Annotated in this window: 20 protein-coding genes; 11 read left to right on the top strand and 9 right to left on the bottom strand. The window is 40.7% G+C overall.

Annotated features, from left to right (window positions below):
* The first annotated feature begins 126 nt into the window (after nucleotides 1-126).
* The gene (locus tag GYY70_RS08270) at nucleotides 127-1,008 is read left to right on the top strand and encodes a LysR family transcriptional regulator (protein WP_174832037.1); all 882 of its coding nucleotides are present in this window, start codon (nucleotides 127-129) and stop codon (nucleotides 1,006-1,008) included.
* A gap of 50 nt (nucleotides 1,009-1,058) precedes the next feature.
* On the opposite strand, the gene GYY70_RS08265 is transcribed toward GYY70_RS08270, so the two are convergent.
* The 6 genes from GYY70_RS08265 to GYY70_RS08240 form a co-directional block, all read right to left on the bottom strand.
* Nucleotides 1,059-2,591, bottom strand: coding sequence for a class I adenylate-forming enzyme family protein (locus tag GYY70_RS08265; protein WP_174832036.1), 1,533 nt, complete (start codon nucleotides 2,589-2,591; stop codon nucleotides 1,059-1,061).
* Complete coding sequence (locus GYY70_RS08260; RefSeq protein WP_202984461.1) at nucleotides 2,588-3,415, bottom strand: SDR family NAD(P)-dependent oxidoreductase; 828 nt, start codon at nucleotides 3,413-3,415, stop codon at nucleotides 2,588-2,590. The genes GYY70_RS08265 and GYY70_RS08260 overlap by 4 nt, the downstream gene beginning before the upstream one ends.
* 310 nt (nucleotides 3,416-3,725) lie before the next feature.
* Nucleotides 3,726-4,199: a hypothetical protein gene (locus GYY70_RS08255; protein ID WP_174832035.1), complete on the bottom strand. Its 474-nt coding sequence runs from the start codon at nucleotides 4,197-4,199 to the stop codon at nucleotides 3,726-3,728.
* A gap of 726 nt (nucleotides 4,200-4,925) precedes the next feature.
* Nucleotides 4,926-5,588, bottom strand: coding sequence for an EcsC family protein (locus GYY70_RS08250; RefSeq protein ID WP_174832034.1), 663 nt, complete (start codon nucleotides 5,586-5,588; stop codon nucleotides 4,926-4,928).
* Between the two features lie 69 nt (nucleotides 5,589-5,657).
* Nucleotides 5,658-6,095: a ribonuclease HI gene (gene rnhA, locus GYY70_RS08245; protein ID WP_025331141.1), complete on the bottom strand. Its 438-nt coding sequence runs from the start codon at nucleotides 6,093-6,095 to the stop codon at nucleotides 5,658-5,660.
* A 31-nt stretch (nucleotides 6,096-6,126) separates the two neighbouring features.
* Entirely contained in the window at nucleotides 6,127-7,533 is a 1,407-nt protein-coding gene (locus tag GYY70_RS08240; protein ID WP_174832033.1) for an FAD-binding oxidoreductase, read from the bottom strand.
* 129 nt (nucleotides 7,534-7,662) lie between these two features.
* On the opposite strand from GYY70_RS08240, the gene GYY70_RS08235 reads away from it, so the two are divergent.
* The 6 genes from GYY70_RS08235 to purF all read left to right on the top strand — a co-directional run bounded on the left by GYY70_RS08235 (nucleotide 7,663) and on the right by purF (nucleotide 13,178).
* Nucleotides 7,663-8,022 (top strand): hypothetical protein, encoded by a 360-nt coding sequence (locus GYY70_RS08235; protein ID WP_078475149.1) that lies wholly within the window; start codon nucleotides 7,663-7,665, stop codon nucleotides 8,020-8,022.
* A 6-nt stretch (nucleotides 8,023-8,028) separates the two neighbouring features.
* Nucleotides 8,029-8,514 carry a protein YgfX gene (locus tag GYY70_RS08230; RefSeq protein WP_174832032.1) on the top strand — a complete coding sequence of 162 codons (486 nt, stop codon included), beginning with the start codon at nucleotides 8,029-8,031 and terminating at the stop codon, nucleotides 8,512-8,514.
* Between the two features lie 4 nt (nucleotides 8,515-8,518).
* Nucleotides 8,519-9,823 (top strand): bifunctional tetrahydrofolate synthase/dihydrofolate synthase, encoded by a 1,305-nt coding sequence (gene folC / locus GYY70_RS08225; protein ID WP_174832031.1) that lies wholly within the window; start codon nucleotides 8,519-8,521, stop codon nucleotides 9,821-9,823.
* A gap of 43 nt (nucleotides 9,824-9,866) precedes the next feature.
* On the top strand, nucleotides 9,867-11,045 hold the full coding sequence (locus GYY70_RS08220; RefSeq protein WP_174832030.1) for an SPOR domain-containing protein: 1,179 nt from the start codon (nucleotides 9,867-9,869) through the stop codon (nucleotides 11,043-11,045).
* A 14-nt stretch (nucleotides 11,046-11,059) separates the two neighbouring features.
* A complete protein-coding gene (locus GYY70_RS08215; protein ID WP_174832029.1) occupies nucleotides 11,060-11,557 on the top strand; it encodes a CvpA family protein in 498 nt (165 codons plus the stop codon).
* An 85-nt stretch (nucleotides 11,558-11,642) separates the two neighbouring features.
* Entirely contained in the window at nucleotides 11,643-13,178 is a 1,536-nt protein-coding gene (gene purF, locus GYY70_RS08210; protein WP_174832028.1) for an amidophosphoribosyltransferase, read from the top strand.
* Nucleotides 13,179-13,358: 180 nt separating this feature from the next.
* Here the strand turns inward: purF and GYY70_RS08205 are convergent, their stop codons facing one another.
* Nucleotides 13,359-14,429 carry a zinc-dependent alcohol dehydrogenase family protein gene (locus GYY70_RS08205; protein WP_084552987.1) on the bottom strand — a complete coding sequence of 357 codons (1,071 nt, stop codon included), beginning with the start codon at nucleotides 14,427-14,429 and terminating at the stop codon, nucleotides 13,359-13,361.
* 305 nt (nucleotides 14,430-14,734) lie between these two features.
* Complete coding sequence (locus GYY70_RS08200) at nucleotides 14,735-15,316, bottom strand: bacterioferritin (protein ID WP_174832027.1); 582 nt, start codon at nucleotides 15,314-15,316, stop codon at nucleotides 14,735-14,737.
* A 620-nt stretch (nucleotides 15,317-15,936) separates the two neighbouring features.
* On the opposite strand from GYY70_RS08200, the gene GYY70_RS08195 reads away from it, so the two are divergent.
* The 4 genes from GYY70_RS08195 to GYY70_RS08180 all read left to right on the top strand — a co-directional run bounded on the left by GYY70_RS08195 (nucleotide 15,937) and on the right by GYY70_RS08180 (nucleotide 21,609).
* Nucleotides 15,937-19,044, top strand: coding sequence for a S8 family serine peptidase (locus GYY70_RS08195; protein ID WP_174832026.1), 3,108 nt, complete (start codon nucleotides 15,937-15,939; stop codon nucleotides 19,042-19,044).
* Between the two features lie 244 nt (nucleotides 19,045-19,288).
* Nucleotides 19,289-19,756, top strand: coding sequence for a YcxB family protein (locus GYY70_RS08190; RefSeq protein ID WP_174832025.1), 468 nt, complete (start codon nucleotides 19,289-19,291; stop codon nucleotides 19,754-19,756).
* A 742-nt stretch (nucleotides 19,757-20,498) separates the two neighbouring features.
* The gene (locus GYY70_RS08185; RefSeq protein WP_174832024.1) at nucleotides 20,499-21,200 is read left to right on the top strand and encodes a phosphoadenosine phosphosulfate reductase; all 702 of its coding nucleotides are present in this window, start codon (nucleotides 20,499-20,501) and stop codon (nucleotides 21,198-21,200) included.
* Nucleotides 21,187-21,609 carry a hypothetical protein gene (locus GYY70_RS08180; RefSeq protein ID WP_084547945.1) on the top strand — a complete coding sequence of 141 codons (423 nt, stop codon included), beginning with the start codon at nucleotides 21,187-21,189 and terminating at the stop codon, nucleotides 21,607-21,609. Before GYY70_RS08185 ends, GYY70_RS08180 begins: the two co-directional genes overlap by 14 nt.
* Before the next feature lie 80 nt (nucleotides 21,610-21,689).
* Here the strand turns inward: GYY70_RS08180 and hrpA are convergent, their stop codons facing one another.
* Nucleotides 21,690-25,712: an ATP-dependent RNA helicase HrpA gene (gene hrpA, locus GYY70_RS08175; protein ID WP_174832023.1), complete on the bottom strand. Its 4,023-nt coding sequence runs from the start codon at nucleotides 25,710-25,712 to the stop codon at nucleotides 21,690-21,692.
* Between the last annotated feature and the right edge of the window lie 15 nt (nucleotides 25,713-25,727).

Here is a 25,727-nt window from a genome sequence, read left to right as displayed (position 1 = left end):
TTTTTCCGGAAAATAATAGCTAGAATTTTTTATATCTGTAAAACAGGTTTTTTTGATTTATTTATAACGGAAAATCCGATATATTAAAAAATCTAATGACACTAACCGATGAAGACTGATTACACTATGGAAAAACTTGATTTAGAAATTCTTCACACATTTGTTGTCATTGTAGAAATGGGCAGCTACACAAAAGCTTCGAATATTTTATTTAAATCTCAATCGGCTATCAGTGAGCAAATCCAAAAGCTTGAGGTATTTTGCGATGCACAACTTTTGCATCGTGGCAGATACGGTGCGAAACCGACAGCTATTGGTGAAAAAATGTATAAGCATGCAAAAAAGATATTATCTTTAAATGATAATATCATAAATGATATTAGAAGCCATGATTCGGTATATGAGCTGACACTTTCAATTACAGATTATTTTATGCCTACCACGATAGCATCTGTATTAAGAGGGCTACGTGACCAATGTCAGAATATTCAATTTAATGTTTCAATTCAGAGCAGTTCAAAAATGCTTCTTGAACATACTCTGGAACAATATGATATCGCTTTATTTATTCATTTAAACGGACAGCGATTACCCGATAATGATAATTTTATGGTTGTGGGGCATGAACCGCTCTGCTGGGCTGGCTCGAAAGATCTTAGTATAACCGGATCTGCTCCGTTGCCAATTATAACTTTGCCAAAAGGCTGCTTATTACAAAAATTAGCTATAGATAAATTAGAAAATAATAAAATATCTTATAATTTATCTCATTATGCTTCCAGTGTTATTGGTATGCAGTCTGCTATTGAGGCTCAATTAGGCATAGGCTGTCTGAACAGATCGTCAATGTCTAAGAAATTTATCGATTACACCGATATCCTGAAACTTCCGGCATTACCAGATATTGATTATATAATGTATTATAAATCGGAGAAAAATCCTTTTATAAATACGATAAAAGGATTAGTTGAGCGGGTAACAAGCAATGATAATGCTTTCGAAAAATAAAATTTTTAAAAAATACTATTATGCTTATCAGTACTGGTGTTTTCGCTAACTCAGATCTTAGATAATTCATAATATCGATTGATAAGTTGTTTTCTGTCAACTTTGCCAATATGAGTCATGGGCAATTCGTCAATGATATATATTTTTTTGGGCATCTGGTAACGTGCAATTTGTGGTTTTAACCAGTCTATTAAAGTATCTTCGGTTTGTTCAGTATGCGCTGCTAATACCACAAATGCCACTAATCTCTGTCCGAATTCCTCATCATTAACACTAATAACGGCTAAGTCGTTAATGTCAGGATGGTTAACTAAGCATTGTTCGAGTTCGAATGGGTAAACATTTTCACCACCTGAAACTATCATGTCATCAGCCCGGCCATTTAGATAATAATTATTTGTACTGTCTTTGTGAACTATATCACCAGTAGCTGTCCAGTTTTTGCCCTGAGTGGACCACGCACATTTGATATAAAGTTCACCTTTTATCGCATCCTCTTTGCCATTGTTCATTAATTTGGCTGATAATCCTTTAACAGGCTTACCTAGAGTTGATGGGTGAGTGATCAAATCATCCGGCGTTGCAATCAGGCATATTCCAGCTTCTGATGTGCCATATAAGTTAAATAACACTTTACCAAGTTGATTAATTGTTCGTTGAACCAGCGTGACAGCAATTGGTGCGCCGCCGGTGATGATGCATCTTAAACTGCGTAACTGCGTTACAGAATAATTCATCATTCGACTGAGCATTAAAGGAACGAGGGTGATAACTTCAATGTTATGTTTGTTAATAAGTTGACAAACTTTGGCGGCATCAAAGCGTTTATTGATAAATATAGTGGCACCTAATAGTACCGACATACACAATGTCGCAATACCAAAACCATGGTAAATCGGTGTTGCTATATAGATTCTGTTATATTTGCTCAGGTTTAATTTCATCAGCAATTGATAAAAAGGACTGATAAAATTTTGTGCTTTACTATTGCGTCCTGCCATTTTAAAACGTCCTGTTGTACCACTGGTTAACACAATAAGTTTATTAAAATTGGTAACTTTAAGATTGCCGGAATAGAGTGGCATTTTATCCTTTAAGAGCGAGTAAATGGAAATTTGCTCCGGATGATCTGTTGGTAATGATTTGACATCAATTAAGATAGGAATTTGAGGATCATGTATGATCCAATCAAATTTTACCGCATCTTGTATATTTTGTAATTGCTTGGCTGATAGTTCTGTATTGAGTAAGTAAATATCTGCACCTAGCCGGGCAATAGCAAAGAGAGTTTGAATCATAATAGTATGATTACTTGCCATTATGGCTATTTTTTGATGCGGTTTTATGTCACAATGCGCCGCTAATTTTTTGGCTAAATGCTGTGACTGCGTATAAAGTGTACGATAATTTATACAATTGTCATTTTCATTAATGGCGATTTGGTCTGGGCTCAGCTTCTGACGTACATAGAGTAACGCCATTAAATTCATTCCAACCGAACGAAAACTCATTAATAAATAAAAAATTCCTTTAAAAGTCAAAAGTTTAATGGTGTATAGCGCTTTGATTGTTTTTATCATCATTTTCTCTTAATGTAATAACAATTTAATTTAAACCAGATGCCATTAAACAGGACGCCGGCCAATTGCACTATCATCGCCCACCATGGTTTATATTGGCGTTTTTGTGTTTGTAATAAATAACTTATAATTGTAGCAGCTTGCTTTGGCTGTAATGCAGGTAAGTTCTGATAAGCTTTGGTCGGCTCGATCATCCTTGTTTTTACTAAAGGTAAATATGCTGTCGATACTTTGATTTGCCGGTTTTGTAATTCAGGCATTGCTGAACGCAGCCATTGATCGAATGCCGTTTTTGAGGCTTGATATGCTGACCAATTTACCGCTGGCGCAAACAACACATTGACAGCCGAAACGTTAATGATATGTCCTTTACTTTGCTGTAATTTGGGGATAAGTGCAAGGCATAATTGTACCGGAGTCAGGTAGTTTAATTTTATAGTTCGTTCAAAATCATGCTGGCGGTCTAACGATTGCATGACCGGGCGACAAATCGATTTACCGGCATTATTAATAAATATATCAACAGGTAAATTTTGTATATATTTTATGAATCCATCAAGTTGTAACTGATCACGCAAATCAGCTGCATAAATGTCAACTTTAGCTTTGCTCATAGTGAGCCGTTGCTTTAATTCGCGCAGTTTATCAATTGTGCGCGCAACCAATATTAAGTTGCAATCAATATCCGCTAAAAGATAACAAAGCGACTCTCCAATGCCATAACTGGCGCCTGTTATAATGATAGTTTTATGTTTTAACCGCTGCGTTAAACGGCGGATATTAGGTTTATGTACATAAAACAGCAAAAAGTTAAGCAGTTTAATCAAAGCAACGGATTTCAATTGTAAATAATATGAACAGCAGCATGAAGGTAGCAATTAATAAATCAATGGGTTATTTATTTTTGTTACTTCATCATTTTAATTTCATATGTTAAGTAATTAGTCTGGTTAAATCCTGTCCTAAGCATAGATCAATAAAGCAGGCAATCATCATGACGGAATAAATAGCGGGAATGTAAATCATCCTGGAATATCATATATTCCAAAAAGATAAGCAAACTTTGCCAAAGATAGGATAAAAAATTAATGCTACAAGTTTAATTGATAAACTTTATAGATTTAGTAAGTGAGAAAGTTATATGCCCATAATATAGAATGAACCACACTTTTGTATATTTACATCAATCCAGACTATAAAATCAATAATCATCTGAGAAAGCAAAGGTTTAGATTTGGAAAACTTGTGAGCCGTTTCTTTTAAATAATCGTCTTCCAGCATACAGACAAAACGAAAATCAAATAAATCACTTTTAAGTTCTTTTAAATTCTGGGCTTGATCAACCCTGGTCTTAAGCCTTAATAGTGCCGGTTTTATAAGTAGCCATTGTTCTGTATTAACTTCGGTAATTCCCCAATGCCCATATTCCCCGTATTTAGGAACATACTCGTATATAATGCCCTCAATAAAGCTGAACGCTCCTTCTGTCAGGTATTTAGATGTAGTACTGCGTGTAGTACTGCGGAGCGCTTTTTTATTAGGAGGTATGGCGAATTCAAAAATACGCCCGCCTATGTCCTTATAATATGATTGTAAATTAAAATTAATCATGCACACACCATTATATTTCTCAAATGAGATTAAAACTGTATTAAATATAGGTACACTGAATATATTTTTTAATTCAATTAATATATTATTTTAAATGGAAATTTGATTTATTTTTAAAAAATTCAACTAGATGCTGAGTTATATTTTAGGTGAAAAATTAGGTATTTTATACATGTATTTATAGCTTAATTATAAATAATCATTGCAGTTGTGTTATTGTCTTTTCAACAATATTAAAATATTTTAGCATGAAATAAAAAAAACGGTTTAATTAAATTAATCTGTTGTTTCATAAAATTTCTTCGAGCCCATATCTGCCGGCTTAGGATGAGTTTTAAATTCTTCTAAGCCGATACCAAAACTTTTCGAACAATATGTTTTCTATGCTCGATAGTACTATTAAGGTAGTTAAGAAGTGGGTGGGTGATAATAATTTATAAAGAAATTAAAGCTTTATTCAGCTGGTTCTACGCCACGCTTAGCCAGTTCATCAGCTTTTCTTTAGTATGCAGCTTTTATTACAGGTCTGATGATGAACTGATTGTTTGATTATCAAATTATCGGAAGATAAACCTGCTGCTCCTGATATGGTTGAAATGAATGGCAAAATGTAATGTTACCTTAAACATTTAAATACAAAAAAATCCAAATAATTATTATTTGGATTTTTTTGTTAATGGAAATAATTTTAACAAATAAGAAAATTGAAAAACTATTTAGTTTCTACTAAAGTGGATTTTTCTCTAAAAACAAATCTCTGGCAGTATTTCCAATAATATTTGTTGTAATGCCATCAAATGTTGCGCCTACTAATCCCCCTACAATAGGAACAGCTTTTGTCAAATTTAATATTCCTGTACTTCCTGCTTTAGTAATGAGTCTAAATCCGACAGCTTTATTTATATAAATAATAATATCTCGGGTTATGTATTTTTGTATCAACCCCGCAGTATATTTTTCCGCAATTTTTATGCCAGCTTGTTTTAGAATTTCTGCGGAATTATTTCCTGTGAGACATAAAATACAGAGTGTTTTTATTTTATCGTCGCCTAATTCTTTTCCGCTTATACTGGCTATAGCTGCAATCATTCTTAATTGAATATATATACTTGTAACTAAATTAGCTGGTATTGAAACAGGCAGTGTTATTAAACCACCTAAATTTGTAATAAATCCTCCTGTTGCTGCCCTAGTATTTTGCCATCTAATAAGACTATTAATAGCTTCTAGTTTATCATAGTTGTTTGAATGTAAGTATTCTTCAGCTAAATCCTCTGCACTTCCTATACCAACAACTCCATTAACTACCTGAGTATATGCCCACGTAAGTATTTCTGGCATATTTTTTTGTAAATCCTCATCCTTATTATTACTGTTAAAAGTATCCATAAAAATCTCCCTTATTGAAGTAGAAAATTTATTTTAAAATAATATTGTTTAAATTTACAAATAAAAAAATTATTTAAAAAAAATTTGTACACCTTTATTAGCCAGTTCATCAGCTTTTTCATTTCCCGGATGTCCGGCATGGCCTTTAACCCAGTGCCAGTGCACCTGATGCTTACTTACTTCGCTGTCCAGTGCCTGCCATAGTTCAGCATTTTTTACCGGCTGTTTTGAGGCAGTTTTCCAGCCGCGTGCTTTCCAGTTATGAATCCATTCCTGCATGCCGTTTTTAACATATTGTGAATCTGTGTAGATGTTAACAATACACGGGCGTTTTAATGCTGCAAGTCCTTGAATTACAGCTGTGAGCTCCATGCGGTTATTGGTAGTATTAGCCTCTCCGCCGAAAAGCTCTTTACTGTGGCTGCCGGATTGTAAAAATGCCCCCCAGCCACCCACGCCGGGATTGCCTTTGCAGGCACCGTCGGTATACAGAGTAACTTCACTCATATTCATAGTTGATTTAAAAATGCTTACTATATCACGTATGTACAGGTAAAACTTTTCCGGGATTCAGGATACCTTCAGGGTCGAGGCTGTGTTTTTGTGCCTGCATCCATTTGATTTCTGCATTACTGCGAACACGTGGCAGCCACTGATTTTTTAACTGACCGATGCCATGTTCGGCAGCTATACTGCCATGGTAGTTTAATACCTGTTCATATACGACTTTATTGATGTTTTCTTCATATTGATAAACATCATTATTCATTATATCAACAATAAAAACGTTGTAATGCAGACTGCCATCACCGAGATGGCCGAATAAAATGGTCTTGGTTTGCGGAAAGGTTTTAATCAGTTGTTGCTGGCAGTTTTCGACAAAGTCGGCAACATGTTGTATCGGAACGACAATATCATGCTTAATACTGGCCCCGAGACTGCGTTGTGCAGCAGATATGTTTTCACGCAAACTCCATAAATGCTGACGTTCGGTTTCAGACTGAGCAATAACTGTATTAAGCCAGTTACCTTGTTCCAGTACGCTGATTAAGGGATCGGTTAAATTTTGTGCCGGCAGGCTATCGCTCAGTTCTACCAGAATATGCCAGCTCGCATGAGTTGGTTCGCGTAACTGACTATAGCTGGCTGACAAACTCAGAGCCGCCTGACTGATCAGTTCAAAGCTGGACAGGCGCTCGGCAAAGTGATTTTTCAGTGCGGCTAACAGACTGGTGGCAGAGTGAATATTGTCTACGCCAATCCATGCTGTTAATACACTTTGCGGCTGAGCAAACAGTTTTAGTGTGGCTGCGGTAATAATCGCCAGTGTGCCTTCACTGCCAATGATTTGCTGACGCATTTCATAGCCACTGGTGTTTTTATGCAGTGGATACAGGTGACTGACCAGTTCGCCATCAGACAGGACATATTCCAGACCCAGTACCAGATCACGCATTGTGCCATAACGCACTACATTCAGACCGCCGGCATTACAGGCAATATTTCCGCCTATCTGACAGGAGCCTTCACTGGCCAGACTCAGGGGAAAATAGCGATTGGCAGTTTGAGCGATTTTCTGTACTTCAGCGAGTATCATGCCGGCTTCTACGGTAATGGTGTTGTCAGCCAGATTGAGTTTGCGCATGCGGTTAAGTTTACTTAAGGACAGAATAATCCCTTTACCGGCAACAGAAGCATGCGGTGTAGCACCGCCGCACAAGCCGGTATTTCCGCCTTGCGGAGTAACAGGAATATGCTGCTGATGGCAATAGCGCATAATCTCCTGTACAGCGCTGACATTATGCGGTTGTAATACTGCAAAAGCCTGTCCATGATAACGGCCGCGCTGGTCGGTACAAAACGGTTCGATAAGCTGATTGTCAGTGAGGATTTCATCAGGCGTAAGGATTTGCTGAAACCAGGCTAGATGAATGGTGTGAGGCATGGCAGTTAACTCTGTAGACACTATAAGCTGATTGTACGGTAATTAAAAATTGCGGGGCGGTAAATATACGCTATCGCTGAACGTTTACAGTACAATATGGTTATTCAGTAATATTAGTAAGGATAGGGCATGTATTTTGTTGATCGCAGTGCTGTTGTGCTGAAACCTGCTCAGGCTTTTCTCGACTGGCTGAAAAGTACCAGTGATGATTTGCCTGAGTTAACTTTGTCACAGCTCCAGAGTAATTGTACTACATTGCTGGTACCGGAATTTGAAACTCCGGAACAGGTCATTGGTTATATTGGTGAACGCTTTAATCTGATTTTTGAGGCAGAGCTGTCTGCATGGGAGGTTGAGCGTAAGCTGTGGCCGGTATTGGATATTGATCAGTTCTGGAATTTTTTTACAGTAGAAGTACATGATATGGTACTGGATCTGGTAGATACAGATATACATATATCTCCGGTATATGGTGAAGAACAGGTTTAGTATCTGATGATGGCGTGTGTTGTGCGGCTGAAGCCATCCCGATGTGCTTTATATCTGGCGGTGATTATGCATGTACTGACACTAGTGGCTATTGTGTTCTACAGCACAGGCTGGTTGTGTCTGGTATGGCTGCTGGCATGGTTATTATCTGCATTATGGGCAGGTTATGGCTTGCAGCAAAACAGAGTCAAAAAAATTGAAATCAGTCCACAGGGGCAGGCTTCACTGCTATTTACACAGGGCAAAGCTGCTGTACCGGCTAAACTGTGTTGCAGTGGTATTGTTATCAGAGCAAATATGATGGCTTTACACTGGCAGACTTCGCGCGGCCGCGTATACCAGCTTTTGCTACCGGATATGACCGATGCGCAGGCATGGCGAAGATTACAAGTATGGGTACGCTGGTGTCAGCCAAACAATACACAATCTGTTTTGAGGCAATCAATCTTGAATAAGGTAATCCGCAGGCTCAGGCTGAAGGATAAGAATTAAAATAATGGCAGAAAAATTTCATGTAACTGGTTTGTCTTCATGGCTGCAACATCTGGAAAATGGTGTGGCTGGCGGCGAAATTGAAATGGGGCTGGCCAGAGTAGATGCTGTTCGTGACCGGATGGGTTTAAAACCGGTATGTCCGCTGATTGTTGTTGGTGGAACCAATGGTAAGGGTTCGGTATGTGCCTATCTTACACAGATTTATCATGAAGCCGGTTATCGGGTTGGTACCTTAACCAGCCCGCATTTGTTACGTTTTAATGAACGTATTGCGATTAATGGTGAAGCTGTTGCTGATGATTTGATTGTCAGTGCGTTTGAGCACATAGAGACAGCACGGGCTGAGATACCGTTAACCTATTTTGAGTTTAATACGCTGGCTGCCGTAGATGTATTTATACGCCAGCAGGTAGACGTAATGATACTGGAAGTAGGGCTGGGCGGGCGGCTGGATGCTGTCAATATATTTGATGCCGATGTGGCGGTGATTACCAGTGTTGATTTAGATCATGAGGCATTTCTTGGTGATACAGTAGAAAAAGTGGCATTTGAAAAAGCAGGCATTATGCGTGCTGGAAAGCCTGTAATTTGTGCCCAGATTCCTGTACCGCACAGTCTGTCATCGCATGCGGCTGAGGTAGGAGCAGATTTACTTTTGTTTGGCCGAGATTTTGATTGCCATAAGATGGAAATGCAGCAGTGGTCGTATCGTTTTCATCCACAAGAAAGTAGTTTATATAAGGATGAACATGCCCGTCATGCTTTACCGATACCTGTATTGCGCGGTAATTTTCAGCTTAGTAACGCGGCTTGTGCATTAACTGTGCTGGAATGTTTGTCTGAACGTTTGCCTCTGGATATTGGTGCAATTAAACGCGGATTGTTGCGCGTACGCCATCCGGGAAGATTTCAGGTGTTACCCGGACGACCGGTTACGGTACTGGATGTGGGGCATAACCCTCATGCAGCAAGGGCATTGCGCAGCAGTTTGATTGCTTTACCCTATGCAGAAAAACGCATGGCTGTATTCAGTATGCTGGCTGATAAAGACATTGATGCGGTTCTGGAAATTATTAAAGATCAGTTTGAGTGCTGGCTGATAGCTCCGCTTGCTTTGCCGCGCGGTATGACTGTACAGGCTTTACAAGAAAAATTTATTCAGCATAATATTGCTGCTGTGACAGCTTATCATGATGTTAAGGAAGCTTATCAGGCTGCTTTATCAGAGGCCGGTGAGAATGATAGAATTGTTGTATTTGGTTCGTTTCATACAGTAGCAGAAATAATAGATTTATCTTCAAGGTAAATTCTGAAAATAGAAACGATAAGGTCAGAGGAGTTAGTGATTAATGAATGCACAGGAAAATTATGAACAGCTGAAACGGCGCAACAGGCGCCGTTTGGTAGGTGCATTAATTATGGTAGTCATTGCTGCTATATTGCTGGTTATTATGCTGAGCCGTCGCACGCCTCAGTCTGTACCGGCACCGCAGCTTGAAGTCAGAACTGCTTCGTCAGAAACAGCTTCCGGCACAGCAGGTATGGTGTCTCAGGCGAGTGTTGCGCAGGTACAGTCTGCTTCAGCTATAGTACTGGAACCGGTAACGGCGGCAAGATCATCTGCGGTAAATACAACTGTCGGTTCGGGTAATGCATCTGCGGCATCTGAACATAAACAGGAAAACAGTATATCCAGACCTGTGATGCGTGAAGAAACAACACAGCCTAAACCTGTCTTGCCGGCTAAAATAAATAATACACCGGTAAAAACTCCGGTACCGCCAGAGCGGCGGCCGAATGATACTGATTCAGCAGGTATCAAACCGTCTTCTGAAAGAAAGATTGTTGAAAAAAATAACAGACAACAAGTACATACTGAAGCGGCACCAGTTGTTAAACCAAAACCGGTTATTAACAGAACTCCGGTAGAAACAACAGAAAAAACTAAACAGGTTCCTGTTAATACGGTAAGCAGTAACCGCCCTAAAACTGAACCTGTAACAGTAAAGCCGGTGAATAAAACACCAGCCAGTACAGTTGATACTACATCTGTAGTAAAAAACAGAAGCGAAGTTGCTAATACAGAAAAAAAACCTGTGTCTGCAACACCTAAACCAATAAATAAAAATCCGGTACCCGTAAAACCGGCATCGACAGCAAAACCGGCAAATAATACGGCAGGCGGTAAGCTGACACCACAGCAGATATTGGAAAATAAAGCAGCCGGTACAGTGTCTAAAAATTCTGCTTCCGGTCAGAATCGAGGCAATGCTACCAGTAGCAATAATAAACCGTCTGTGGAACGGACTGTAATTCAGATTGGTGCCTATACCACTGAGGCGCAGGCCAATCTGGTACAGCAAAGACTGGCTGTTGCCGGTGTCACTACCAGTATCAGTAAAAGTCAGACTAGTAAAGGCACACTGTATCGGGTACGCAGCCAGGTTTATAATAATCGCAGTCAGGCTTTGCAAAATCTGGATAAAGTGCATGCTGCAGGGCTGGACGGACTGGTAATTGGTTTATAGGAAGTTGGTATTGCATGACCCTTTTTGATGTGCTGGCTCTCGGCCTGATATTGTTAACAACTTTGGTTGCTATGATGCGCGGGCTGGTGGGCGAAATAGCTTCACTGTTATGCTGGGTGGTCGCATTTGTCGGAGCCAGGCTGCTGGCCGCACCTGTGGCTGATATGGCTTTTACGACTATGCAGCCACGGGCACTGGCTGTTTCATTATCATATGTGATGGTATTCGGTGTTTTGTGGATTATTCAGCGCCTGATGCGCACAGTGATTACTTCAGCATTGAAATCAATCGGGCTTGGCGGAGTTAACCGTATGCTGGGCGCCTGTTTCGGTGCAATTAAAGGAATTATTATTGTCACTTTGGTGGTGCTGATATGTTCTTTTACTGATTTGCCGAAATCTCCTGTGTGGCGGGATTCATTTACAGCAGGTATGTTTGAAAGGCTGGCGATGGTGGCGGTGCCTTATCTGCCGTCTTTTCTTGCTGATAAGCTGAATTCACCATCGGTATAACAGCATGAACATAAGTAACCGAATACAACGCGCGTTTTTAATAACAAAAAACGCGCGTATTTATTTGTCTTGAATGGAGAAAGTAATGTGTGGTGTATTGGGTATTGTGGCAAATGAACCGGTAAATCAGCTTTTATATGATGGTTTACAGATGCTGCAACATCGCGGACAGGATGCTGCCGGAATTGTTACCGCTGAGGGTAATATGTTTCACATGCATAAAGGTCGCGGTATGGTACGTGATGTATTCCGTACCCGTAATATGCGTGAACTGATTGGTAATGTTGGTATTGCTCATGTCCGTTACCCGACAGCCGGAAATGCCAATTGCAGTGCTGAAGCGCAACCTTTTTATGTAAATTCCCCTTTCGGAATTGTGCTGGCACATAATGGTAATCTGACCAATACCGAGGAGTTATTTAAAAATGTCTGTTTTACTGAATTACGCCATGTAAATACCCGCTCTGATTCTGAAGTGCTACTTAATGTATTGGCACGAGAGCTGGAAAACCAGGTTGGTAATCGTACTGCACTGGCTTTATCGGATATTTTTGCTGCTGTGGCCGCACTGCATAAACGGGTACATGGTGCGTATGGTGTGGTGGCATTAATTGCCGGTTATGGTTTACTGGCTTTTCGTGATCCGCTCGGTATCCGGCCTCTGTGTCTGGGTAAAAGGGAAGAGAACGGTCATACAGATTATGTCGTTGCTTCTGAATCTGTGGTTTTCCCTAGTCTGGATTATGAGCTGGTAAGGGATGTGGCACCCGGTGAAGCTATTTTTATCAGTAATGAAGGCCAGTTATTTTCACAGCAGTGCGCAAGGGAACCTCATCTGATGCCCTGTCTGTTTGAATATGTATACTTTGCCCGCCCGGACTCTGTGATCGACGGAGTATCGGTATATCAGGCTCGCCTGAATATGGGGGTAACACTGGCAGAAAAGGTAAAACGGACACTGGATTTAGCAGATATTGATGTAATTATGCCTGTACCGGACACCAGCCGTCCCAGTGCTATGGAGCTGGCTTTGCATTTGAATAAGCCTTACCGGGAAGGACTATTTAAAAATCGTTATATCGGCCGGACATTTATTATGCCCGGGCAGGCTGTGCGTAAAAAATCTGTGCGGCAAAAGCTTAATCCGATGAATTATGAGTTTAGCGGTAAAAAAGTTCTGCTGGTAGATGATTCTATTGTACGTGGTACAACCAGTCGGGAAATTGTGGATATGGTGCGTGAAGCAGGAGCGATAAAAGTTTACTTTGCTTCTGCTGCGCCGGCTGTATTGTTTCCGAATGTTTATGGTATCGATATGCCAACCCGGGAAGAATTGATTTCATACCGGCGTAATGCAGAGCAGGTGGCTGCGGAAATTGGTGCCGATGGTGTTGTATTTCAGGATCTGGATGATTTAAAAGAGGTAGTTTTAAAGCTGAATCCGCAAATTGAAGGTTTTGACAGTTCCTGCTTTGACGGCCGTTATATTACGGGCGATGTTGATGAAGCTTATCTGCAACATCTTTCTGAGAATAAAAATGCATTAGCCACTTCTTTTGTGGTTCCCAGTTTGATTGAACACAGTGTCAGTGTGCAGGAAGATGAGGATGAAGAAGAATAAACTGATATTTTAAATTCTGCGGCGAATCGGATAAATAACAGAATTACTGAATGTTCGATTTTTCAATGGATTTAAAGAGATAATCATTTTGTAAACAGACAGTAATCAATAAAGCAGCCTTAATGGCTGCTTTATTTAGTAGGGCAGATTTAATTAAAGCTTTTATCTGCTCGGCAGTATTTAATAATCAATAATAACTTTCATAGCTTTTTCATCTGCTGCATGCTTAAAGACATCATAAGCTTTTTCCAGTTCATTAAAGTGGAAGTGGTGAGTAGCCAGCTTTTCCATCGGCAGTTTGCCTGAGCAACAGGTTTTCAGCAACATGCCGGTAGTGTTGGCATTAACCAGACCTGTGGTAATGGTAAGATTTTTAATCCAGAGTTTTTCCAGCTCAAAGTTGACTGATTGCCCATGTACACCTACGTTAGCCAAGTGTCCGCCTTCTTTTACCACGCGCTGACAGATATTCCATGTGGCTTCAAGCCCGACAGCTTCCATAGCGCAGTCTACTCCGCGGCCGCCGGTGTATTCCAGAACACGCGCCACCGCGTCTTCACTGGCAGAATTAATGATTTGCGTGGCACCCAGCTCTTTTGCCATATGCAGGCGGTTATCATCCATATCAATCATGATAATCTGGGAGGGAGAATATAGTTGTGCGGTCAATAAACAACTCATTCCTACCGGGCCGGCACCGACAATGGCTACTGTATCGCCGGGTTTAACATCACCATATTGCACACCGATTTCATGTGCAGTAGGTAAGGCATCTGACAACAAAACGGCCACATCTTCATTTAAATTTGCCGGTAATCGGTAAAGTGAATTATCTGCAAAGGGAGTACGTACGTATTCAGCCTGAGTACCATCAATCATGTAGCCCATAATCCAGCCGCCACCACTCTGGCAATGTGCATAAAGCTGTTTCTGACAGTTTTCACAAGTACCACAGCGGCTGACACAGGAAATAATGACTTTATCGCCTTTTTTAAAATTTTTAACTGCACTGCCTGTTTCTTCAATAATACCAATCCCTTCATGCCCGAGAATGCGACCGTTGAATTGACCGTCTTTTTGAATGGCGGTTTGTTCAATTTCCGGATTTTTTCCTTTCCAGATACCCAGATCGGTACCGCAAATAGTTGTCCGGGTTAAACGAATGATTGCATCAGTTGGTTCGATAATAACTGGTTTAGCACGTTCTTCAAAACGAATATCACCTGCTCCGTAGTACACCATTGCTTTCATGTTGTTTACTCCATAAACTATTGAAAAATAATCCAGATATCTTTCTGGAAACCTCTTAATATGATTGTAGTGCAAAGAGATTCACACCACAATTTACCTGAGTATTTTCTTTAAAAGGTTTGTCGGAATATTAATCTGCCTCAAGTTTGAGCGATTTATCGCTATAAAGATAAATAGAATTATGTCATAATAGATGGTTTGAAATAATAATAAATATAAAATTCAAACATACACTATTAGTCGGAAAAGCAGTTTGAAAAAATCCGCAGACTGACTACGGATTTTTATGTTAAATCACTAAATTATTAAATTATTTTTTTCGATACGTGTTTGCCATCCAAACCTTCCATCATGTCGGATAATTCGTCTGCATGATCTTCTTCTTCAGCAAGAATATGTTCGAGTATGCGTTTAGTAGTAGTGTCATAATCGCTGACATACATAATGGCCTGCCGGTAAAGATCAATCACAATACGTTCTGCAATCAAATCTGACTCTACCATATCCCGTAAAGTTTCTCCCTCAATATATTCTGTCGGTGAACGCTGAATAAACACATCCGGATTCAAATCCGGTTCACCGCCAAGCTGGGTGATACGTTCAGCCAGCATAGCTGCATGTTTTTGTTCCTGCTCTGCATGTTCCATAAATTCTTCTTTAACGGCATCCATAAACAGGCCGGTTGCCATGTAGTAATGTCGCAGATAACGCAGTACACACACCCATTCTGAAGCCAAAGCTATATTAAGAAGTTCAATTACCCGTTTTACATCCAGCTCATACGTAGAAGTAATTGGTCCGTCTTCATAATTTTTGCGTGCATTTTCCCTTAATTCTTCAGTTGTGCTGAATTTAATATCTCTTTTTAGCGGTTTGCGTTTGTTCATGCTTATCTCCTTATTTATCTAAACAAGTTACGGTTTGTTGCCTTGTGTTCCTTTTATAACGGTAACTGATTGTGTAAGTTGTTGTCTATGAAAGTATTTTTAATATAAGTAATAATTAGCTGAATTTAATCGCATATTGTTTATTTAAATGTTTTCTTCTAAATATTTAATATATCAAGTCAAATATAATTAATTTATAAAGCATATATTTATGTTTTATGAGTAAAAAATTTAAAAAAATATTATTCTTTATGCGTAAAAATTTTATTTTTTTTAATGAGATACTGCATTAATGCCTTTTAGAGCCTGTATTTCGCTGGTTTAAATCAATATTGTAAATAAAGCTATAAATTATTTATTTGGTATATTTATTTGTAATTTACCAATCTGAAATTAAATACATAATAGTACGGAATATTAAAATAGATAAAAAAAATCTTATTTGGTTAATAAATATATAGACAAGTAAATCAGTAATTTAGACCATGTATCATGCCTGAATGCTAAACCCGAACTGAATAAGCAAATCAATGTTCATTAAGGTTATCAAGAAATATTAATAAAAATGAAATTTAAATTTTTATATTTATTTTTCAAATTAAGATAAAGGAACAGCCAGTATGAAACATTCAGCTTTAATGCTTAAATCAATAGTGATTGCTGTTTCATTTGCTTTAACGGCATGTGGTGGCGGTGGCAGTGGTGTTCATTCTAATTCTACGGAAACTGGCGGTAAACCGGGCGGAACCGATCCCGGTACCGGAAACCAGACACCGGGAGACGGAGAAAACACACCGAATGTGCCTTCACCAGTTACTCCTCCTCCGGTTACTCCTCCTCCGGTTAATCCTCCTCCGGTTAATCCTCCTCCGGTTAATCCTCCTCCGGTTAATCCTTTACCAGTTAATCCTCTTCCGGTTAATCCAGATCCGGACAAACATGAGCCGGTTGATCCGACTCCGATAGATCCGGCTGATAATATTCCTGTTCCTTCATCCAATCCGTCGAGAATGGATAGTACCGAATCAGCAATAAAAGTTCCGTTGAGTAAAAACCAGTATCCCCGCAGTGTATACGGTGAGGATAATACACAGGCTAACCTACTAAATCTGAAAGATGCACGGGATCAGGGGCTGGATGGTAAGGGGGTGAAGGTCGGTATTGTTGATTTGCCAGTCGATGTTAATCATCCGGCTTTACCTGACAATGTTGTTGATCTGGGACAGTTCGGGACACCTTATAATGGTAAAGCTTACCCGCATGGTGATGCAGTAGCTTTAAATATTGCCGGTAAAGATGTCAGGGGTAAAAAAATTGGAATTGCTCCGGAGGTGCAAATTTATTCAGCCAGTGCAACAGATAGCCGTGGACCGGGATTAATCAATTTACTGGCTACCATAAATGCGTTTAACGCGCTTGATAAGGCTGGCGTGAAAATCGTCAATAACAGTTATGGCGCTAATTATTACAGTAATAAGCAATGGTATACTAATGTAGCTAAAGCTTATTTAAATGCAGATAATTCCGCTGATAAATCTGCATCCTATATCGGTCGTTTTGTTTCTCTGGTTCGGGATGATATGCTGTTTATCTGGGCAGCTGCCAATGACGGGCAAAGTCAGCCCAGTACTGAATCGTTATTTCCTTTAATTGAACCTGAATTGCAGAAAGGCTGGATCGTTGTTGCTGGTGTAAATAGCGATAATACAATTCAACAGTCTTCCAACAGATGCGGCGATACTAAAAATTGGTGTATGGTGGCTTATTATCAGTATGAGATTGCTAATTTATACGCAAAGCCCGGCGATGATATTAATGCATTGCCACTAACCTATATCACGGGCACTTCATTTTCTGCTCCGCAGGTTACTGCCGCTGCGGCACTGGTTAAACAAAAATATCCATGGATGACCAATAATAATTTACGAACCACATTACTGACGACGGCCACTGACCTGGGCGCTAAGGGTGTAGATTCGGTATATGGCTGGGGACTGCTGAATATTGGTAAGGCGGTTAACGGACCGGCACAATTTGCCTTCGGTGATTTCTCAGCAAATGTAACCGACGGCAGCTATGTATTCAGTAATGATATCAGCGGGCAAGGCGGGCTAATCAAAGATGGTACCGGAACACTGATATTGCAGGGTAATCATACTTATCAGGGTAAAACGCAGATTAATTCCGGTACGCTGGCCGTAAATGGCAGTAGCCAGTCTGCAACGCAAATTGGTAAAGATGCTGCTTATCTGGTTAAAGGCTTCACTGGTTCAGTAGATAATTCAGGTACATTTATTAGTCGGGATGCCACAGTTAATGGTAGTTTTAACCAGACGGCAGCGGGTACTTTTCAGACCAGTCTTGGTAGCCGGACTACTGTCAATGGTACTGCCAGTCTGGCCGGCAGATTATATTTCGATGCGCTTAAAGCCGGTTTTGTGCCACAGACAGGGATAAAAGTAGCTGTTATTAATGCACAAAAACGCTTGGGTGAATTTGACACAACTGAATTTTCCGGCGGAATTCTGCTAGATGGTAAAACGGTTTACGATGACAATAATGTAGATTTTGATATTACCCGCATTTCTGCACAAAAAGCTGTTATGAATAATGGTCTGTTAACCCGCAGTATTGCCGATCCGGCAATAGAGTCCGCTGCCAGAGCTGTGGATACGGCTTTCAGCCAGCTGGATGGTATACCCGCGGCGGATCAATATAGTGAACAGGATAAAGAATTATTCGATGGTGCGGCCAGAATTCAGAATGTACAGTCCGCTCAGAGTTTAAGGCGGTCGTTATATTCTTTATCCGGTGCGGTTTACAGTAACGCTAATATGGTCAGCACTCTGACATTAGGAAAGCTGAATAGTGACTTTATGTCTTCAATTCAGAATAACTCTGATGAGGTTAATGTGATTATGGAATTTAATCATTCGCAGAATCGCTGGAATCCCACTGTTGTCAGAGGAAAACAGAATACTAATAGCGGGATATTCGGTATCAGTAAAAAATTTGGTAACGGATTATCTGCAGCGCTGGCCTATACTTTTCAAAATACCGGCTGGAATGAACAATATGGCAATGCTGATATTAAAACCAATGGTTTAATTGCTGGTTCATTTTATGCGCCAAACCGATGGAACGGCGCCTACATATCCGGCAGCTTTGGATACAACCGTTTTTCCAATGATGTCAACCGGCGAATATGGCTGGGTGAGTCGTCAGAAGCCACGGGAGCAAAAGCCAAAGGTAACGTATGGCAACTGGCTTTTAAAGGAGGTAAAGCGTTTTATCTGAATCAATTGATTCTGACACCGCAGCTAGGTCTGAGATATGATTATTTGCAACAGAATCATTTTAGTGAAGACGGGGCAAACGGTTATGGTTTATATGCCCGAAAGCTTAATAAAGGTGTTGTAGCCGGTTCGGCCAGTATTCTTACTCAATATCGTTTTGGTATACGGGATACTGTGTTTGATATTTTCGGACTGCTGGGTATTGAGCATGATTTTCGCGACAGAGAATATGCAATGCGCGGAGGTTTTGCCGGAATACACGGAAATGAACGTTCCGGTAAATGGGCTTCAGCAAAAACACGCTGGAATGCTGCTGTAGGTGGAAATGTACAGATCAGCCATAATCTGAAAGCAGGTATTCAGTATCAGTATGAAAATGGCAGCCACTGGCACAGTAATTCAGGAATGGCAAACTTAAAAATCACTTTCTGATTATGATAAGTAGTAAAACGGATAATTAACCGGATTTCAGGTTAACTAAAATTCTTTTTTTGAGAAATTAAAATTTTAATTTAACAGAATTCTGTCTGAATTGAGGATTTATTGTCGATGTTAAGTTAACAAATAAATGTATAATGCAATGGCTAAAATGAAAAAATCAGACGTTAAAAAAAATTTATATACTGGTATGTAAAAACATCAGTAATTATAAATTTATTTTTACCGGATTAATCCTATGATTATTAAAATAAATACTAAAGCCTTTTATGCTTTTATTATGACACTTCCAATATTGATTATAGTAATTGGTATTGATGCTTATAATATTTATATAAATAGAATAACAATTTCTCTGATAATTCTGAATATTATAACTATTTTCTATCCGATATTTAAAATCAAGGATGAATTTGAAAAAATAGGAGGATTTGGCAATTATATTATTGAAATTACTTCTGAGTGCCTGACAAAAGAAAAAAAAGGAAATAAGACATGCTTTGAATGGCAGGATTTTTATTCAGTAATTAAATTTCACAATAGAATTTATTTGTATTTAAAGAGAAAAAACTCTATCAGATCATACAGACGTTTAATATATTTGGATAGAAAAGACTTTAGCAGTAAAGATGAATTTGATGCCTGTTTCGAAAATTGTAATACCTATATAAAAAAGCAAAAGTATAAAAAATTGATTAATTTGTAAAAAAACCACAAATAATCTGCTTTAAATTAACAGATATTTATGAGGAAATTTTTTTATTCTGTTTTTTAATGAAGTGAGAAGAATAGAATAGATAAAAAAGAATAAAATTTTAGTAATGTAAAATAGATTTCTGAATTTATATAAAAAAAGAACCCGTCATTAAAAATTTATAAGCCGGAGTGTAGGAGAAAAGCTTATAAACAAAATGACCGGGTCAGGGAAATAAATAGCTTAGATATTCAGGTATTAATGATATCAGTCACATTAATCTATGTCTACAAACATTTTCTTATTATTACTGAAATATACAAAATATTTTGAATATAGTTTTGATATTTATATAAATATTTTTAAAACTGAGTTATGAGTGATGTTAAATCAGGAATTAATGTAATGTTTAATATTGTAAATTACTGATTCTTATTTTAATTTTTTTATATAAGCTGACTTATCAATATTTGCCAGGAAATTGCTTTTAGTGTCAAGAAGCAGTTTGAAGCAGGAATCGAAAACTTTACCAGATATATCATTAGGTATTTATTTGCATAATAAGCTGAATGCCAGACATAAATTTATTTAAATAAGGTTGGCTATGCTTTTTTATTGCTGTTTTAATGAATATGTAGCTATTTTTTATATTTTTTAATAGTTTAGGGTAATTGCAGCATATTGAGCATCTAAATTTATTTTAGCTATACTAATTGAGCTATGCAGTGTTGGTTTATAAGGGAATTTTGCGAATATGGCTATTTTATCTGGCGCCAGAACAGTCCGGAAGATGGCCTGTGATTATCGTCAGAGTATTCTGGCATTTAGCACAGGTAAGAATGCTGTTGCTGCGTATATGGCAATCAGGGATAGTTTTACTGAGATTTATCCCTATTATTTGTATCTGGTGCCCGAGCTGGAATTTGTAGAAGAACAGCTTGATTTATATGAACGCCAGTTTAATTTCAAAATTACCCGTTTGCCGCATCCTGCACTGTATCAGATGCTCAGTGCACATGTTTTTCAGCCACCATCTAATATATCTGTGATTGATAAGGCAAATTTGGTGAATTTTGATTTTGCCGATATCCGCCGGATGATGTGCAGAAAATTTAATTTACCGCCCAATACACCGGTAGCAAACGGTACCAGAGTGGAACATAGTTCCAAACAGCGCCTGAGTATGCAGAGACACGGATCGATTGTGAAGAGTCAGTGTCAGTATTATCCAGTATGGGACTGGAAAAAAGGGGATTTGCTCCGCTGTTTTAAGCAGAATAACATCAGGCTGGGAAGTGATTACAGGGTGTTTGGCTGCTCATTTGATAGTCTGGATTTACGTTTTTTGTTACCTGTTAAAGAACTCTATCCGAAGGATTACCGAAAAATTCTGGAGTATTTTCCGCTGTGTGATTTAGAAATTTATCGCTGGGAATGTGCTAATGGAAAAAGATAACACAATGAAAATTAAAGTATCTGCACAATCTGTTTATAACAGAGGAAGGCAGAGAGGTAAATCCGGCCCGGTTTCATGTTCAAAGCATGCTGACAGGAATACAGATGCAGATGCATTAGAGCAGATGAGAGGGCTGAAAGAAGAGTTTCAACAGGTTAAAAAAATGCCTGCGCAGCTCAGACAAAGAGTGACTGACAGTGAATACTGGTGTGCTGTCTGTTTTCAGACCTATGAACAGTTGATGGTTTTTCTCGGTGAATTAACTGTACCGGTTTTTGAAAATAAGTATATTGACGGCCAGATACTGGCACAGAAAATGAGTATTGAGCTGCCCCCGGCCGAAGTGAGATTTCGTTTGCCCGGTTATATAGATAAAGATTTCCAGGAGTTGGCAGATGAAAAGAAATAGAAATCTGTGTCATAACTGCCGGTAAAACGGACGGGATAACAGCTCTGTTTTTCTGAACAGAGCTGTTTTATTGAATACATTTATAAAATAGCTGTGCGTTTATCCCATTCTTTGCTCAGACGTTTTGCTGAAACCGGATAGGGTGTTTTCAGCTCCTGAGCAAACAGGGAGACGCGCAGTTCTTCCAGCATCCACCGGAATTCGGCAATGGCAGCAGGTACCGGCTGATTTTGTTGCCGGTATTGCTGTACTTTTTTTTGCCAGGTATCAGTAAGTTCCTGAATGTCGTTTTCCCGTGCATTATCACGTGCCGGATTACTGCCGTATTTATCCATACGCCTGAGCATGGCTTGCAGATAAACCGGCAGACGCGGCCACTGCTGCCATGGTGTGGCACTGGCAAAACCCGGATAAACCAGACTGTTCAGATGCTCACGCAGAAGCGGGGTTAACGGGTGTTTACCCAGATGGCTGCTGACTTCAGTATAAGCCTGCGCTGTTTGCAGGGCATATTGATTAACAGCTTCTTTAACTGCCGGTAAACGGCTGCGGGCACGTTTTATCTGTTCTTTAAAAGCTTTTTCATCACGCGGCAGTTCATCTTCACCTATCAACGCCCGATCCAGAACGGCATGAGTCAGGTCTTCACGCAAAGTATCAGTACCCAGGTGTTTAAGCAGCATGGCGATTTGAGTGAAGTCGGGCAGACCTTTATTCAGGTCTTTAACCTGTTCTTTCAGTTGCAGACTCATCAGAGCAAGTACGCCGCTGCGGTGTGCCTGTTCGGCAGCCGCCGCTGTATCAAACAGCCTCAGGGAAATACTGCCGTTTTTTTGCAGTTGCAGGCCGAGATAGCCGGTAAGCTGTTGCTGAGCACGGGCAAATTTGATACTTTCCGGTAGTTTACCTATATCCCAGCTGGTAATGTTATCTCGCTCAAACTCATTACTGTTGTCACGGAAAGTAACTGCAGCTGCCTGTCCGAGCTGTTGTTGCAGGCTGATAAGATCACGACCGCTGGCCAGCTCTGTGCCGCTGTCATCAATCACCTGAATATTGAAATAACAATGTGCCGGCAGTTGCTGGGTTTGCCAGTGTTCGACGTCTATCTGGTTAAGCAGACGCATGTCTCCGGCCTGACGGGCAATGGCCTGTGCCAGCTGAGGCAGTAAAGGCGCATTGATATCAGGATGACTGCTGAGAAATGTAGTGATGAAATCAGGTACAGGCACGCAGATACGGCGAATTTGTTTGGGTAAGGCTTTTATCAGTAACTGCAGCTTTTCTCGAATCATGCCGGGAACCAGCCATTCCAGTCTGGATGCATTGATGCGGTTAAGCAGTGGCAGTGGCACAGCTATAGTGACACCGTCAAATGGATGATGGGGTTCGAAACGGTAGCTGAGCGCACAGCGACCATCTGTAGTATCAAGATATTCCGGAAACTGGCTTTCAGTAACATTACTGGCTGCATGTTGCATCAGGTCGTCACGGCTCAGATACAATAGTTTCGGATTTTCTGCCTCAGCTTGTTTACGCCACATTTCAAAGGTACGGATATCGGCCAGCGGTAGAATACGGCCTTTGTTTTCTACATTTGCCGGCAGACGCTGGTCGTAGAAACTGAACAGTGCTTCTTCATCTACCAGTACATCCTGCCGGCGTGATTTATGTTCCAGTTCGGTGATTTCTTCGATCAGTTGATGGTTATGCCGGAAAAAAGCTGCTTTAAGATCGCATTCCTGCGCTACCAGTGCACTGCGAATAAAGATTTCTCGTGCTTCTTTGGCATTGATGCGCCCATAGGCGACCGGGCGGCGGGGCAAAACAGTGAGACCATAAAGAGTAATGCGTTCACTGGCCACCACTTCACCGCGTTTCTGTTCCCAGTGGGGTTCAAAATAATGATAGCGCAGAAGATGAGGTACTTCGCTTTCAATCCATTCCGGTTCAATCTTGCCGACATCACGGGCATATAGTCGTGAGGTTTCGGTTAGCTCAGCAGCAATAATCCATTTAGGCTTACTTTTAAACAGAGCTGATGCCGGAAAAAGGTGAAAATGAATTCCTCGCGCACCGGTATAGTCGTGGCCTTCGGGGCTTTTCAGTCCGACATTGGCTATTAGTCCGGTCAGCAGAGCTCGGTGAATTTGTTCGTAGCTGGCTTCTTTTACCTGTTGCCGTTGATGACGCTGCTGCCGGCGGACGATTTGCTGCTGTTTGAGTTTTGCGGATAAATCCTGATCACTATTGTCAGTTATGGCTGGCTGGGGATGATTGTCCGGTAATTGCCGGTAAGCACCCGCCTTATCGGTAAGTTCCATATCTATGGCAATTTGTGTCAGCTGGTGATGTAGCTCGCGCCATTCGCGCATACGCAGATGAGAAAGGAAATATTGATGACACCACTGCACCATCTGACGATTGGATAACCCTTTGTCACGTTCGCGCTGATAAGAATCCCAGATATTCAGATAGGCGAGAAAATCCGACTGCTTATCGTTAAAACGTTCATGTGCTTTGGCAGCAGCTTCACGAGCTTCCATTGGTCGTTCACGCGGATCCTGAATCGACAGCGCAGCCACAATAACCAGCATTTCGGCAACGCATTGCAAGCGTTTCCCCGCCAGCAGCATGCGGCTGATACGCGGGTCTACTGGCAGACGTGCCATTTGCTCACCAAGTTTGCTTAGCTGATTATGTTCATTTACTGCGCCCAGTTCGAGCAATACCTGATAGCCGTCATTGATATAGCGCTGGTCAGGTGCTTCGAGAAAGGGGAATGCACTAACATCGCCAAGTTTCAGGCTGATCATGCGCAGGATTACAGCCGCCAGATTACTGCGGATAATTTCCGGATCTGTAAAGGCAGGGCGCTGATTAAAATCCTGCTCGCTGTAGAGGCGTATACAGATACCGGCGGCAACGCGACCGCAACGGCCGGCGCGCTGATGAGCCGCAGCCTGACTGATAGGTTCGATATGCAGTTGTTCGACTTTAGCCCGGGCTGAATAGCGCTTTACCCGTGCCAGTCCGGTATCGATAACATAGCGGATACCGGGTACGGTGAGTGAGGTTTCGGCAACATTGGTAGCCAGTACGATACGCCGCTGACGACCATTGGGATGAAAGATTTTATGCTGTTCGGCTGCTGACAGGCGTGCAAATAGAGGCAGAATCTCATCATTGCGACGCAAAGGTGATTGCTGTAATGCATGTGCTGCTTCGCGAATTTCTCTTTCACCCGGCAGAAAAATCAGGATATCACCTTCACCTTCTCGTGCCAGCTCATCTGCGGCATCGACGATGGCATCATTGATTTCTATTTCAGCTTCGTCTGCATCTGTGGTGTGCAGCGGACGGTAACGTACTTCTACCGGATAGGTACGTCCGGATACTTCAATCACCGGTGCTGCTACACCGTTTTGTGTGAAATGTTTACTAAAACGTTCGGCATCAATCGTAGCTGAGGTAATGATGACTTTCAGGTCCGGGCGCCGTGGCAGCAGTTGTTTGAGATAACCAAGCAGGAAATCAATGTTCAGGCTGCGTTCATGCGCTTCATCAATGATGATGGTATCGTAAGCACTGAGAAAGCGGTCGGTCTGGCTTTCTGCCAGCAAAATGCCGTCAGTCATCAGCTTGATGTAGCTTTCCGGCGCGGTTTTATCATTGAAACGCACTTTATAGCCGACATGCTGTCCGATCCGGCTATGCAGTTCTTCAGCAATTCGTTCAGCTACTGAGCGTGCGGCCAGCCGCCTTGGCTGAGTGTGACCGATCAGTCCGGCTACACCACGGCCAAGCTCAAGACAGATTTTCGGTAACTGGGTGGTTTTACCGGAACCGGTTTCACCACAAACGATAACGACCTGATGCTGACTGATTGCCTGCTTGATTTCTTCGCGTCTTTCATGCACGGGCAAAGTGTTATCATATTCGGGTACAGGCAGTCCGGCCAGACGTTGCAGATAAGCCTGATGAGAGCGCTGGTAACGGCTGTTTACTTTTTCCTCGCCACCGAAACGGGCAGGATTTTTACTGGCTCGATACAGGTAATAGCGGTCTTTACTCAGGATTTGGTTTAGTTCGTATACAGACATGGCACAGAGATTGCC

The sequence above is a fragment of the Snodgrassella sp. ESL0324 genome (assembly GCF_013344955.1).
GTDB lineage: Bacteria > Pseudomonadota > Gammaproteobacteria > Burkholderiales > Neisseriaceae > Snodgrassella > Snodgrassella alvi.
This window is presented reverse-complemented; position numbering and strand designations above follow the sequence as displayed.

Bases quoted from the DNA above. Each gene is read 5' to 3' on its own strand.
- GYY70_RS08230 (WP_174832032.1), top strand. From the start codon at position 8,029: ATGATGGCGTGTGTTGTGCGGCTGAAGCCATCCCGATGTGCTTTATAT.
- hrpA (WP_174832023.1), bottom strand. From the start codon at position 25,712: ATGTCTGTATACGAACTAAACCAAATCCTGAGTAAAGACCGCTATTAC.
- GYY70_RS08220 (WP_174832030.1), top strand. From the start codon at position 9,867: ATGAATGCACAGGAAAATTATGAACAGCTGAAACGGCGCAACAGGCGC.
- GYY70_RS08195 (WP_174832026.1), top strand. From the start codon at position 15,937: ATGAAACATTCAGCTTTAATGCTTAAATCAATAGTGATTGCTGTTTCA.
- purF (WP_174832028.1), top strand. From the start codon at position 11,643: ATGTGTGGTGTATTGGGTATTGTGGCAAATGAACCGGTAAATCAGCTT.
- GYY70_RS08205 (WP_084552987.1), bottom strand. From the start codon at position 14,429: ATGAAAGCAATGGTGTACTACGGAGCAGGTGATATTCGTTTTGAAGAA.
- GYY70_RS08215 (WP_174832029.1), top strand. From the start codon at position 11,060: ATGACCCTTTTTGATGTGCTGGCTCTCGGCCTGATATTGTTAACAACT.
- GYY70_RS08190 (WP_174832025.1), top strand. From the start codon at position 19,289: ATGATTATTAAAATAAATACTAAAGCCTTTTATGCTTTTATTATGACA.
- GYY70_RS08185 (WP_174832024.1), top strand. From the start codon at position 20,499: ATGGCTATTTTATCTGGCGCCAGAACAGTCCGGAAGATGGCCTGTGAT.
- GYY70_RS08200 (WP_174832027.1), bottom strand. From the start codon at position 15,316: ATGAACAAACGCAAACCGCTAAAAAGAGATATTAAATTCAGCACAACT.
- GYY70_RS08250 (WP_174832034.1), bottom strand. From the start codon at position 5,588: ATGGATACTTTTAACAGTAATAATAAGGATGAGGATTTACAAAAAAAT.
- GYY70_RS08235 (WP_078475149.1), top strand. From the start codon at position 7,663: ATGTATTTTGTTGATCGCAGTGCTGTTGTGCTGAAACCTGCTCAGGCT.
- GYY70_RS08265 (WP_174832036.1), bottom strand. From the start codon at position 2,591: ATGATGATAAAAACAATCAAAGCGCTATACACCATTAAACTTTTGACT.
- rnhA (WP_025331141.1), bottom strand. From the start codon at position 6,095: ATGAGTGAAGTTACTCTGTATACCGACGGTGCCTGCAAAGGCAATCCC.
- GYY70_RS08270 (WP_174832037.1), top strand. From the start codon at position 127: ATGGAAAAACTTGATTTAGAAATTCTTCACACATTTGTTGTCATTGTA.
- GYY70_RS08180 (WP_084547945.1), top strand. From the start codon at position 21,187: ATGGAAAAAGATAACACAATGAAAATTAAAGTATCTGCACAATCTGTT.
- GYY70_RS08240 (WP_174832033.1), bottom strand. From the start codon at position 7,533: ATGCCTCACACCATTCATCTAGCCTGGTTTCAGCAAATCCTTACGCCT.
- GYY70_RS08255 (WP_174832035.1), bottom strand. From the start codon at position 4,199: ATGATTAATTTTAATTTACAATCATATTATAAGGACATAGGCGGGCGT.
- folC (WP_174832031.1), top strand. From the start codon at position 8,519: ATGGCAGAAAAATTTCATGTAACTGGTTTGTCTTCATGGCTGCAACAT.